Genomic DNA, 11,984 nt, shown 5'->3' with positions numbered 1-11,984 from the left:
AAGTTATACCAAGCTTTTTTGGATGTTGCAAATTTATTAATGAAAAGTTTTAAATTTATTTTGTTTTTGTGCAAAAAACGCACGTTAGGCTAAGTCTGGTCTGAAAAACATGATCTATATCTAGCCTTGATTATCTATCCATAGTGAGACGCGCAATATGGTGATACAATCTGTTCAATTTCATTCAGTTCTAGGATTCTATACGCATGAGCGAATTAAAAAACGATCGTTATTTACGTGCACTACAAAAGCAACCTGTTGATGTCACACCGGTATGGATGATGCGCCAAGCTGGCCGTTATTTACCTGAATACCGTGCTACACGTGCCCAAGCAGGCGACTTTATGAGTTTATGTAAGAACGCTGAACTTGCTTGTGAAGTAACGTTACAGCCATTACGTCGTTATCCGCTTGATGCTGCAATTTTATTTAGTGATATTTTAACTATTCCTGATGCTATGGGGTTAGGTCTTTACTTTGAAACAGGTGAAGGTCCGAAATTTGAACGTCCGATTTCTTCATTAGCAGATGTTAAAAAAATCCCAAATATCGATCCAACTGATGAGCTTGGTTATGTGATGAATGCGGTAAGTACGATTCGCCGCGAATTAAAAGGTGAAGTACCGCTAATTGGTTTCTCTGGTTCACCTTGGACACTTGCTACTTACATGGTTGAAGGTGGTAGCAGCAAAACATTCGGTAAAATCAAGAAAATGGCCTTTGCAGAGCCGCAAACCCTGCACCTATTACTTGATAAATTAGCTGACTCAGTGATTGACTACTTAAACGCGCAAGTTAAAGCGGGTGCGCAATCGTTAATGGTATTTGACTCATGGGGCGGTGTATTAAGCCCACGTGACTACAATGAGTTTTCATTACAATACATGCACAAGATTGTTGATGGCTTAATTCGTGAATACGATGGCCGTAAAGTGCCAGTGACGTTATTTACTAAAAATGGCGGTCAGTGGATTGAAGCAATTGCAGCAACTGGCTGTGATGCAGTAGGCCTAGACTGGACAATTAACATCGGTGATGCAAAACGTCGTGTTGGCGATAAAGTAGCGCTACAAGGTAACATGGACCCAGCCATGCTGCATGGCACGCCTGAGCGAATTCGCCAAGAAGTTGCGACTATCCTAGAAGACTTTGGTACAGGCTCTGGCCATGTATTTAACCTAGGTCATGGCATTACACCAGATGTAGACCCAGAAAACGCAGGTGTATTTATCAACGCCGTTCATGAATTCAGTGGTAAATACCACAAATAAGCAAAAGCTAGTCATAAAAAAGCCCGCATTAAGCGGGCTTTTTCGTTACTTAAACAAACGATTTAAACCATTTAATGCGGCTACACGATAGGCTTCTGCCATGGTCGGGTAGTTGAACGTGGTATTTACAAAGTAATCAATGTTATTACCGCCGTTCTTTTGTTCCATAATTGCTTGGCCGATGTGAACGATTTCAGAGGCACGCTCACCGAAGCAGTGCACGCCAAGTACTTCTTTGGTATCAACATGGAATAAAATCTTTAAGCTACCTACCTCAGTGCCCGCAATTTGCGCACGCGCTAAATGCTTGAATTGAGCACGACCTACCTCGTAAGGGACTTTTGCTGCTGTTAACTCTTGCTCTGTTTTACCGACTGAGCTCATTTCAGGAATTGTATAAATACCTGCTGGAATATCAATGATCAGCTTCTCATCACAGTTACCACATGCAATCGCATCGGCTGCAATACGGCCTTGGTCAAATGCTGCACTGGCAAGACTTGGGTAACCAATTACATCACCGACAGCATAAATGTTGTCGACTTCTGTTTGGTATGTTTCATTCACTCTAAGCTGGCCACGACCATCCGCTTTTAGGCCAACAGCTTCAAGATTGAGTGTGTCTGTGTTACCAGTACGACCATTGGCAAATAAAATACAGTCAGCTTTTACGCGCTTACCTGATTTTAAGTGCATTACCACACAATCATCGCGAGTTTCTACGCGATCAAACTCTTCATTATGACGAATAACAATACCGCTATTCCAAAAGTGATAGCTTAGAGCATCTGAAATTTCTGCATCCATAAAGGCCAGTAGGCGGTCGCGGGTATTCACCAGGTCAACCTTGGCACCTAAGCCTTTAAAAATAGAGGCGTATTCACAACCAATCACACCGGCACCATAAATCAGCACACGATGAGGGTCATCTTCAAGGCCTAAAATCGTATCGCTGTCGTATATACGTGGGTGTTTAAAGTCTACACCCGGTGGACGGTAAGGGCGCGAGCCAGTAGCAATAACAATCGTTTGTGCAGTAAGAGTTTCAAACGAACCGTCTAGGTGCGTCACTTTAATAGTGTGTTTATCAATAAACTCAGCATCACCTTGATACATATGAATGCGGTTTCGCTCATAAAAGCTGCTACGTAAATTAGATTGCTTTGAAATGACGTTACTTGCGTGGCGCAAAATATCTGGGAAAGTTAAGCGGTTAGGGCGCTCACTAATATTAAAAAGCGGGTTTGCTTTATATTCAATATAACGGCTCACAGAATGACGTAATGCTTTTGACGGGATAGTACCCCAGTGAACACAACCGCCGCCTACTGCTTCTTGACGCTCAATAACAGCGACTTTTTTGTTGCTTTTAGATAGGTTCATGGCGGTACCTTCACCGCCAGGACCTGTACCTATGATGATCGCATCATATTGATAAGATGGAGTATCTTTTTGCTTTACTTGTTGTTTGGCCACAGCCGCTCCTATGTTAACTAAAAGAGGCTTTTAACAACCTCGCATTTAGTGCAAGCCAAGCCTGCTTTTGGTTTTCCCAAGCGGCTTCAAGCTCATGATATTGTGTCATTAATGCTGATTTTTCGCACTGCTTCATCATTTTATTTCGTTTGATTTCTAACACGCGTTTTTGCAGGGCACAGAAGTGTTGCAGTCTTTTCAGCAGTAAATCGTACTCAGATTGTAATAATGTAAGCTTATCTTGCGCTAAAGGCAATTTTGCGAGGCGACCTTGGGTCTTATTCATCAAGGTTTCTGCTTTGGCTTTTTCAATTCGCTCAATAGGTGTGCGCTTTAATTTTGAAGCAAGGCCAATTGCAGCTAAAGAGCGGATCATCCACTTCGTTGGATCATAGTGATACCACTTAATGCCGTTACGGTAGTCGCTTGCAAAAATGTGGTGGAAGTTATGATAGCCTTCACCGTAAGTGAATAGCGCTAAAAAACCATTATCACGCGCCGTGTTCTTTTCTGTATAAGGACGTGAGCCCCAGATGTGTGCAAGTGAGTTGATAAAAAACGTAAAATGCTGGCTTAATACTAAGCGCAGTAAACCAACCAATAATAACATCCCCCATACATCACCAAGCATTAAACCTAGCAATAAAGGAATACCAAAATTAGTCGCGACGACTAATTTCATATAATGGCGGTGTTGCCACATAACAACTTTATTTTTTTGTAAGTCGCGACAGTTACTATAGTTCCCGTATTGCTCGCCTTGATAATCACGTAACATCCAACCTATGTGGCTATACCAAAAACCATTTGTGGCGGCATATGGGTCTTTAATTGGATCATCGACTTGACCATGATGAATACGGTGATCGCTACTCCAGTGCAACGCACTATTTTGCAGAGCAAAAGCACCGCCTAAAGCAAAAAATACTTCAATAACAGGGTGCACATCATAGGCTTTGTGTGCCCATAAACGGTGATAACCAGCAGTAATAGAAAGTCCGGCGTAGAACATACAGCCAACGAAGGCTATCCACTGTGTACTGGTGTATCCGTAGCTAAAGCCATACCAAGGAACAAGGGTGATCGCGGCCAAAAATGTAAGGCTAAAAAATAGCACATTGGTCCAAATAATCGGTGGTTTTTTCATCTGAATAAATCTCGGCGTACAGTTGTACGCTAAAATAGTGTTTCATTCTCTCCGCGTCAAGTATTAGACTGTCTCATTAACCGAAAAAATTATTAAAAGTTCACTCTGGGAGTTTCCATGTCGGGTGTTAGAGCGCAACAGAAACAAAAAACACGACAAGCACTGATCGAAGCAGCATTCAATCAATTGAGTGCTGATCATAGTTTTTCTAATTTAAGCTTGCGTGAAGTTGCCCGCGAAGCAGGGATTGCACCAACTTCTTTTTACCGTCACTTTAAAGACATGAATGAGCTCGGATTGACCATGGTTGATGAAGCTGGTTTAACACTTCGCCAACTTATGCGCCAAGCTCGCCGTCGTATTGAGAGTGGCGGCAGTGTGATCACCACATCAATCGTTACCTTTATGGAATTTATAGATAACTCGAGCAACCAATTTAGATTGTTATTGCGAGAGCGCTCAGGGACTTCAAAAGCATTTCGTGCCGCGGTTGCTCGTGAGATTAAACATTTCATTTTAGAACTAGCACATTATCTTGAAAGCGAAACACCATGCGATCCAACTCATGCATATATCCAAGCTGAAGCTATGGTGACTTTGGTATTTAACGCCGGTGCCGAGGCCCTCGATATTGAAGGGGCGCAGCGCGAAGAGCTGGTTGAACGCCTGATCTGGCAATTACGTTACATTGCGCGCGGTGCCACTTTATATGTACGTGATAGTAATCAATCTCAAAAGTTAATCTAAGCAATAGAAGCTTTACCGTCCGAAATTTTAAACGTTCAATACATTTAAATTGGGTTAATTAACCTGTTAATTGCTTCATTGTGGATTTTTATTTCTAAAATTGGGATTTGAAAATCGATTTTGTGGAAAAATTATGCTTGCAAGCTGGTTTTTTGAATGTTAAAAATACAGCCACTGAACACACATTTAGTAAATTAAGATGCAAATTACACATTCAATTACATTAAAACTAAACCTCTTACTGATTAAATCAGTGAGCGGGGCTTAGTGTATTTGCATTTGTAGAACATTAAAAAACCCCGCAACCGCGGGGTTTTTTTTATCTCGCTAATGGGTCATTGGGAACGAGGACAGTTTATGAAAGATAAGGTTTGGATTTTTGACACAACGTTACGTGATGGTGAGCAAGCATTAAAAGCAAGCCTAACCGAAGACGACAAAATTCAACTTGCGCATACCATTAGCCGCTTAAATGTGGATGTAATGGAAGTAGGTTTTCCGGTATCTAGCCCGGCAGATTTTCGCTCTGTACAGCGAATTGCGACTGAAGTGAAAGGGCCAATTATCTGTGGCTTAGCACGTGCTGTAGCAAAAGATATTGAAGCATGTGGTGAAGCACTTCGCCCGGCAGAGCAGGGCCGTATTCATACTTTTATCGCAACCAGCCCATTACATCTTGAGCACAAATTACGTATGAGTTTAGACGATGCAACGGCAATGGCTGTTAAGTCGATTAAACTTGCTCGTAACTACACGGATGACGTTGAATTTTCATGTGAAGATGCTGGCCGCACGCCACACTGGGATTTATGCCGCATCGTTGAGAGTGCCATTGATGCGGGTGCATCAACCATCAACTTACCTGATACCGTAGGCTATGTAACACCTGACGAATATGCAGCGATGATTCATCACTTAATGAACAATGTACCAAACATCGACAAGGCGCGTTTAAGTGTGCATTGCCATAATGATTTAGGTTTAGCGGTTGCTAACTCAATTGCTGCGGTACAAGCCGGTGCGCGTCAAATCGAATGTACTATTAATGGTATTGGTGAACGTGCAGGTAACTGTTCGCTTGAAGAAGTGGCGATGATCATGAAGATGCGTGAAGACCACTTAAAAGTGCATACCGATATTCGCAGTGAAGAAATTTATCGTGCTTCGCGCCAAGTCGCGAAGATTTGTAATATGCCTGTGCAACCAAACAAAGCAATTGTTGGCGAAAATGCCTTTGCACACAGTTCAGGAATTCACCAAGACGGCGTATTAAAAGCGCAAAACACGTACGAAATTATGTCGCCAGAAAGTGTCGGTGTACCTAATAACCAATTAAACATGACTTCGCGTTCAGGTCGTCATGTTATTGAGCATCGTTTAGAAGAGTTAGGCTATCAAAAATCTGATTACGATATGGATAGCTTATACACTAGCTTCTTAGCATTAGCAGACCAAAAAGGCACTGTGTATGACTACGACTTAGAAGCGATGATTTACTTCAATCAAATCAAAGATAAAGACGAGAAGTATCAACTTGAATTTGTTAACTCTACGTCTAACTCACAATCAGTAGCGAGCTCAACAATCGGTATGACAATTGATGGCGAGTCTAAGCAAGAGGCGGCAACAGGTAATGGCCCTGTTGAAGCATCATTCTTAGCAATTGAGCGCTTAACGGGTATGTCGGTCGAAATGATTGAATACAACCTAGAAGCAACAGGCCAAGGCGCCAGCTCGCTTGGGCAAGTGAACATTATTGCTAAATACGATGGTCGCCCTTATCACGGTGCGGGCATTGCAGCGGATGTGGTTGAAGCGTCAGTACGCGCCATGATCCGTGTTTATAACTTAATTTATCGTGCACAAAAAGTGTCTGATTTAAAACAACAGAGGAAAGCAGGATGAGTCAATCGAATTACAGTATCGCAGTATTAGCAGGCGACGGGATTGGTCCAGAAGTTATGGCTGCAGCAGAAACCGTCTTGGATGCTGTAAGCGAAAAATTTGGTTTTACTTTGACTCGTCATCACCACGCGATTGGTGGTGCTGCCATCGATGAGTTTGGTCAGGCACTGCCGCAAAGCACATTGAGCGCATGCGAAAATGCTGATGCGATTTTATTTGGTTCGGTAGGCGGCCCTAAGTGGGAAAACTTACCACCGAACGAGCAACCAGAGCGCGCGTCACTGCTGCCACTGCGTAAGCATTTTGGTTTGTTCTGTAATTTACGCCCAGCACAATTATTACCAGCACTAAGTGCTGCGTCACCGCTCCGTGCAGATATCAGTGCACAAGGCTTTGATATCTTATGTGTGCGTGAGTTAACCGGCGGTATTTATTTCGGTGAAAAAGGCCGTAGTGGCGAAGGTGATCAAGAAGCAGCTTTCGATACCCAAACCTATTCACGTAAAGAAATTGAGCGCATCGCACGCTTTGCATTTGAAGCTGCAAAGCTGCGTAGTAATCACGTTACTTCAGTTGATAAAGCGAATGTATTAGCGACCAGCGTACTTTGGCGTGAAGTGGTCTCTGAAGTGAGCAAAGACTACCCAGAAGTAAGCCTAGACTACATTTATGTTGATAACGCGGCAATGCAGTTAGTGAAACAGCCAAGCCAGTTTGATGTACTACTTTGCGATAACCTATTTGGTGACATTTTGTCTGATGAGTGCGCGATGATCACAGGCTCTATGGGGTTATTACCATCAGCGAGTTTAAATCAGTCTGGCTTTGGTTTGTATGAACCTGCTGGTGGCTCAGCACCAGATATCGCGGGTAAAGGGGTGGCAAACCCAATCGCACAAATTTTAAGTGCTGCGCTTATGCTGCGCTACTCACTAGGTCAAGATGAAGCGGCTCGCACGATTGAAAAAGCGGTAGCAGAAGCGGTTGAGGCCGGTGTTGGTACGCCAGATATTTACCCAAATGCAGGATACACCACCAGTGATGTTGCTGCGGCAATTGTGGCACGTATTTAATTAAAAATTGTTTGCGCTGAGCTCGTCACTCAGCGTAACTAAAATGAGGGAATAGCAAGTGGCCCAAACCTTATACGATAAAATTTGGCAAGCTCATGTAGTCGCCAGTATTAATGATCAAACCGATTTACTTTATATCGACCGTCACCTAGTTCATGAAGTTACATCGCCGCAAGCCTTTGCTGGTTTACGTGAGAAAAACCGCAAAGTACGTTGCCCAGAAAAGACCTTTGCAACCATGGACCATAACGTTTCAACAAAAAGCCGCTCATTAGATGCAGCCAGTGAAGTGTCGAAAAACCAATTAATGGCACTGGATGCAAACTGTAAAGAGTTTGGTATTCAACTTTATGATTTAAATTCTATTAACCAAGGTATTGTGCATGTAATGGGGCCTGAGCAAGGCATAACTTTACCTGGCACAACCATTGTTTGTGGTGACAGCCATACCTCTACCCATGGTGCATTTGGTGCACTAGCGCACGGTATTGGTACTTCAGAAGTTGAGCATGTACTAGCCACTCAAACGCTACAGCAGAAAAAAGCCAAGTCGTTAAAAATTCAAATTAATGGTCGCCTTCGTCCAACCGTTACTGCAAAAGATTTAATCATGGCAGTGATCGGTAAATTAGGCACTGCGGGTGGTACAGGCTATGTTGCCGAATTTTGTGGTGAAGGAATCGAAGCGCTGTCTATGGAAGCCCGTATGACGCTTTGTAATATGAGTATTGAAATGGGCGCAAAAGCGGGTTTAATCGCACCAGATCAAACAACTTATGATTATTTAAAAGGTCGCCCATTTGCACCAAAAGGTGCTGACTTTGATAGAGCTGTTGCCTACTGGCAAACGCTAAAAACAGATGAAGGCGCACAATTTGACCATGTTGTTGAATTGGAAGCTGCTGATATTCAACCGCAAATTACTTGGGGTACCAGCCCTGAGCAAGTCATTGGCGTAGATGAATTCATTCCTGATCCTGAGCAAGAGCCAGATCTAATTAAAGCCGATGCAATTCGCAGCGCACTAAAATATATGGGTTTAAAGGCTGGCGATAAATTGTCTTCAGCAACTGTTGATACCGTATTTATTGGCTCATGTACGAATAGCCGTATTGAAGATTTACGTGCTGCTGCACAGATTGTTGAAGGTAAACAGGTTGCAGCAGGTGTTGAAGCACTGATTGTTCCAGGTTCTGGTCTTGTAAAAAAACAAGCCGAAGACGAAGGCCTTGCAGATATCTTCAAAGCAGCTGGCTTTGAATGGCGTGAGCCGGGTTGTTCAATGTGCTTAGCAATGAATGATGATAGATTAGAAGCTGGTAAGCGCTGTGCGTCGACCTCAAATCGTAACTTTGAAGGACGCCAAGGTCGCGGTGGACGCACCCACTTAGTGAGCCCAGCAATGGCAGCGGCAGCGGCAATTCATGGTCGTTTTGTTGATATCAGAGGAGAAGCCTAATGAGCGTATTTTTTAGTGGCTTAATGGCCCCGTTAGATAAAAACAATGTTGATACTGACCAAATTATTCCAAAGCAGTTTTTAACTTCGACCAGTCGTGATGGCTTTGATGCGGCGCTTTTTTACGATTGGCGTTATTTAGATAATGGCGAGCCAAACCCTGAGTTTATTTTGAACCGCCCTTGTTACCAAGGTGCGCAAATTCTTTTAACTCGCGATAATTTTGGTTGTGGTTCATCGCGTGAGCACGCGCCATGGGCATTAAAGCAATATGGTTTTGAAGTTATCTTAGCGGAAAGTTTTGCCGATATTTTCTTCAATAACTGCGGTAATAACCAAATGCTTGCTATCGCATTACCGGCAGAAACGCTTGAGCAATTATTTGTGCTGAGTGAACAGCATGATGATATTCATATCGAAGTGGATTTAGAAAACCAACAACTTCGTAGCGATAAGTTTGACACCATTCACTTTGATATTCGCGAGGACATTAAAGAGCGTTTATTAAGCGGCTTAGACTTTATCGGTGTGACTGAAACACTTAACAGCCAAATTGACGCCTTTGAAAGTAAGCTAAAAGCTGAGCGCCCTTGGCAATAACCTGTTTTTTCCATGTGAACCTAAACGCGGCCAAGGCCGCGTTTTTTGTTATTTATCGTAATTGTTTTCTTTCTAAGCTTTAAACCATTAGCCTAAGCAAAATTTTATTTAGGGAACACACCATGAAATACTTAGTGGCATCGATGCTCGTGGCAGCATCATCAGTAGCGGCTGCACGACCTGCGCCGTTAGTGTCAATTCCAAGCCATGATGGCTTTTTTGACAACATTGCAGCCCATTGCGGTAAAGCTTACGAAGGTAAAGTGAGCGTTGATAACGCGGCTGGTCCAAGCTCGTTTGCGGGCAAAAAGTTAGTAATGCATGTACGTCGTTGTAACGAGCGTGAGTTACAAGTGCCATTTCATGTGGGTGATGATGCATCTCGTACTTGGATCATCACAAAAACTGGCAGTGGTTTGAGTTTAAAGCATGACCATCGCCATAAAGATGGCAGCGATGATAAATCAACCATGTATGGTGGTCATACCCTTGATGCTGGCTTTGCTAACGCGCAGTCGTTCCCGGCTGATCAATATTCAAAAGAGTTGTTTGTTAGCCAAGGTATTCCCCAATCAATGGGTAACACGTGGCAAATGTATATTTATCCTAAGCAATTTACTTATCGCTTAGTACGTGAAGGACGTGAGTTTCGCGTTGATTTTGACTTAACTAAACCTATCACGCCGCCAAGCGCGCCGTGGGGATATGAAGACTAGTATTACTTAGCTTCGTCTTCACACTGTAAAACAACCGTTAAAGGTGGCTGATAGGCGCGTGGTTTAGTTGGAAAACGTTCATACTCCTGCACCCCATCAGTCACTCTTAGCATAAATGGTTTGTCTCTACATAAGCGGTTTGCATGGCGCAGTAAGAATACGCTTTGATTGCGAAAGTGCTTGTAGTCGTCAGACTGAATTTCGAGGTGGTAGCGGCCGTCGGCTAATGCAGTTTGGTTATAATGGACTTTCTCGTCAAAATCATAGAGTTTTTCTGTTTCGCCTTTTGCAGCTTGCGCATAACTGCATCCAGCTAATATTAAAAAGGCGCTGATTAATAGTGCTTGTGTACTTCTCACTTCACTCATAAACACTTAACTCCATGTGATTAATACCTTGTTTCATCGTGATGTTGAACCTGAATTAGCATCCATAGTCAAACTAAGGTAACGTTATGTCTTACATGTAGTTTAACACCCAAAAAGGGAAAATGTGATGCTCAATAAAATAAAACAGCTGTTTTCAGCTTTGAACGATACCCAATCTAATATTTCTGAGCATGACCTAAAAACCGCCGTTGCTGCGTTATTAATTGAGGTTATGCGAGCAGATGATGAGTTACAAGATGATGAGCAACAGACCCTGAATGAGACCTTAAAGAAGTACTTTTCTCTTACCGATGAAGAGGTTCAAGAGTTAGTTGCAAGTGCGTCTCAGCACCTTGATGATGCGATAGATTATTTTCAGTTTTCAAAACAAATCAATGCCCAATGCAGTGCCGAGCAGCGTATTGATATCATCGAGCTGTTGTGGCGTTTAGCCTACGCAGATGGCAATTTAGATAAGCATGAAGAAATGGTTATTCGCCGCGTTGCAAGCTTACTGTATGTAACCCACGAAGATTTTATCGCTGCTAAGCTAGCAGCGACAAAACTAAGTTAGCAATTATTTATTTAATTTGCTCGCTACGCTCACAAGTTGCTGGGCAAGGCTCGCAACTTGCTCGGCTGTATCAGCATCGCTGATGCGGCCTTGTTCATCTAGTTTTGTGTGGATAGCAGAAACTGCTAATTGATCAGCAAGTATGATACTGCCAATTCCTGATAAAATATCACGTACGTGATTTAAACCTCGTAAGCCGCCTAAACCACCTGGCGAAGCTGCATAAAGCGCCGTGATTTTATTACGAAATGCTGGAACCGCGCCTTGCTCTGTACGGGATGCCCAATCGATTGCGTTTTTAAGTGGTGCTGTAATTGAACCATTATACTCTGGACTAGCTAATAAAATGCCGTCAGCAGCGCGAAGCTTATCTTTTAACAATTGTGCGCCAGCTGGCGTGCCTTGCGCTTCAATATCTTCATCAAATAAAGGCAAGTTTAAATCGCTTAGTTTTATCACTTCTACTTCTGCACCACTTTCGAGGGCGAAGCGTGCAGCTTCATTAATCAGTTTTTGATTAAAGCTGTCTTTACGTAGACTGCCTGCTAGGGCAATAATTTTTGGTGCTGTCATGATGGCTTCCTTTTTTAAGCTTCACTGTTGTTGATACACTCACTGCTGATACGTTCACTGTAGCAAAAAACAGCTT

12 protein-coding genes are annotated in these 11,984 nt (G+C 42.9%); 8 read left to right on the top strand and 4 right to left on the bottom strand.

Annotated features, from left to right (window positions below):
• Positions 1-206: 206 nt before the first annotated feature.
• Positions 207-1,271 (top strand): uroporphyrinogen decarboxylase, encoded by a 1,065-nt coding sequence (hemE, locus tag L1D46_RS10830; protein ID WP_130050295.1) that lies wholly within the window; start codon positions 207-209, stop codon positions 1,269-1,271.
• Positions 1,272-1,316: 45 nt separating this feature from the next.
• Here the strand turns inward: hemE and sthA are convergent, their stop codons facing one another.
• Both sthA and L1D46_RS10820 read right to left on the bottom strand, forming a co-directional pair.
• Positions 1,317-2,747, bottom strand: coding sequence for a Si-specific NAD(P)(+) transhydrogenase (gene sthA, locus L1D46_RS10825; RefSeq protein ID WP_062564769.1), 1,431 nt, complete (start codon positions 2,745-2,747; stop codon positions 1,317-1,319).
• A 13-nt stretch (positions 2,748-2,760) separates the two neighbouring features.
• On the bottom strand, positions 2,761-3,894 hold the full coding sequence (locus L1D46_RS10820) for a fatty acid desaturase (RefSeq protein ID WP_130050296.1): 1,134 nt from the start codon (positions 3,892-3,894) through the stop codon (positions 2,761-2,763).
• 117 nt (positions 3,895-4,011) lie between these two features.
• Between L1D46_RS10820 and fabR the strand changes: the two genes are divergently transcribed.
• The 6 genes from fabR (at position 4,012) to L1D46_RS10790 (ending at position 10,393) form a co-directional block, all read left to right on the top strand.
• Positions 4,012-4,641, top strand: a complete 630-nt coding sequence (gene fabR / locus L1D46_RS10815; protein WP_130050297.1) for an HTH-type transcriptional repressor FabR — start codon at positions 4,012-4,014, stop codon at positions 4,639-4,641.
• Positions 4,642-4,998: 357 nt separating this feature from the next.
• Positions 4,999-6,546, top strand: coding sequence for a 2-isopropylmalate synthase (gene leuA / locus L1D46_RS10810; protein WP_062564775.1), 1,548 nt, complete (start codon positions 4,999-5,001; stop codon positions 6,544-6,546).
• Complete coding sequence (leuB, locus tag L1D46_RS10805) at positions 6,543-7,619, top strand: 3-isopropylmalate dehydrogenase (RefSeq protein WP_130050298.1); 1,077 nt, start codon at positions 6,543-6,545, stop codon at positions 7,617-7,619. Before leuA ends, leuB begins: the two co-directional genes overlap by 4 nt.
• A 58-nt stretch (positions 7,620-7,677) precedes the next feature.
• Entirely contained in the window at positions 7,678-9,078 is a 1,401-nt protein-coding gene (leuC, locus tag L1D46_RS10800) for a 3-isopropylmalate dehydratase large subunit (protein ID WP_239977549.1), read from the top strand.
• Positions 9,078-9,677 carry a 3-isopropylmalate dehydratase small subunit gene (gene leuD, locus L1D46_RS10795; protein WP_178926349.1) on the top strand — a complete coding sequence of 200 codons (600 nt, stop codon included), beginning with the start codon at positions 9,078-9,080 and terminating at the stop codon, positions 9,675-9,677. Before leuC ends, leuD begins: the two co-directional genes overlap by 1 nt.
• A 122-nt stretch (positions 9,678-9,799) precedes the next feature.
• Positions 9,800-10,393, top strand: a complete 594-nt coding sequence (locus L1D46_RS10790; protein WP_054562892.1) for a hypothetical protein — start codon at positions 9,800-9,802, stop codon at positions 10,391-10,393.
• Positions 10,394-10,395: 2 nt separating this feature from the next.
• Here the strand turns inward: L1D46_RS10790 and L1D46_RS10785 are convergent, their stop codons facing one another.
• Positions 10,396-10,761: a hypothetical protein gene (locus tag L1D46_RS10785; RefSeq protein ID WP_130050302.1), complete on the bottom strand. Its 366-nt coding sequence runs from the start codon at positions 10,759-10,761 to the stop codon at positions 10,396-10,398.
• 127 nt (positions 10,762-10,888) lie between these two features.
• On the opposite strand from L1D46_RS10785, the gene L1D46_RS10780 reads away from it, so the two are divergent.
• Entirely contained in the window at positions 10,889-11,335 is a 447-nt protein-coding gene (locus L1D46_RS10780; protein WP_130050303.1) for a TerB family tellurite resistance protein, read from the top strand.
• Positions 11,336-11,338: 3 nt separating this feature from the next.
• Here L1D46_RS10780 and L1D46_RS10775 read toward each other — a convergent pair whose 3' ends face one another.
• The gene (locus L1D46_RS10775) at positions 11,339-11,908 is read right to left on the bottom strand and encodes an NAD(P)H-dependent oxidoreductase (protein ID WP_130050304.1); all 570 of its coding nucleotides are present in this window, start codon (positions 11,906-11,908) and stop codon (positions 11,339-11,341) included.
• Positions 11,909-11,984 lie beyond the last annotated feature (76 nt).

This window comes from Pseudoalteromonas sp. Isolate3, from assembly GCF_022398505.1.
Classification (GTDB): Bacteria; Pseudomonadota; Gammaproteobacteria; order Enterobacterales; family Alteromonadaceae; genus Pseudoalteromonas; species Pseudoalteromonas apostichopi.
The sequence above is the reverse complement of the archived record's forward strand: the minus strand, read 5'-3'. Positions and strand labels throughout refer to the sequence as shown.

Coding starts and splice junctions, on each gene's coding strand:
- L1D46_RS10790 (WP_054562892.1), top strand. CDS start 9,800: ATGAAATACTTAGTGGCATCGATGCTCGTGGCAGCATCATCAGTAGCG.
- fabR (WP_130050297.1), top strand. CDS start 4,012: ATGTCGGGTGTTAGAGCGCAACAGAAACAAAAAACACGACAAGCACTG.
- leuA (WP_062564775.1), top strand. CDS start 4,999: ATGAAAGATAAGGTTTGGATTTTTGACACAACGTTACGTGATGGTGAG.
- L1D46_RS10780 (WP_130050303.1), top strand. CDS start 10,889: ATGCTCAATAAAATAAAACAGCTGTTTTCAGCTTTGAACGATACCCAA.
- L1D46_RS10820 (WP_130050296.1), bottom strand. CDS start 3,894: ATGAAAAAACCACCGATTATTTGGACCAATGTGCTATTTTTTAGCCTT.
- leuD (WP_178926349.1), top strand. CDS start 9,078: ATGAGCGTATTTTTTAGTGGCTTAATGGCCCCGTTAGATAAAAACAAT.
- leuB (WP_130050298.1), top strand. CDS start 6,543: ATGAGTCAATCGAATTACAGTATCGCAGTATTAGCAGGCGACGGGATT.
- hemE (WP_130050295.1), top strand. CDS start 207: ATGAGCGAATTAAAAAACGATCGTTATTTACGTGCACTACAAAAGCAA.
- L1D46_RS10785 (WP_130050302.1), bottom strand. CDS start 10,761: ATGAGTGAAGTGAGAAGTACACAAGCACTATTAATCAGCGCCTTTTTA.
- L1D46_RS10775 (WP_130050304.1), bottom strand. CDS start 11,908: ATGACAGCACCAAAAATTATTGCCCTAGCAGGCAGTCTACGTAAAGAC.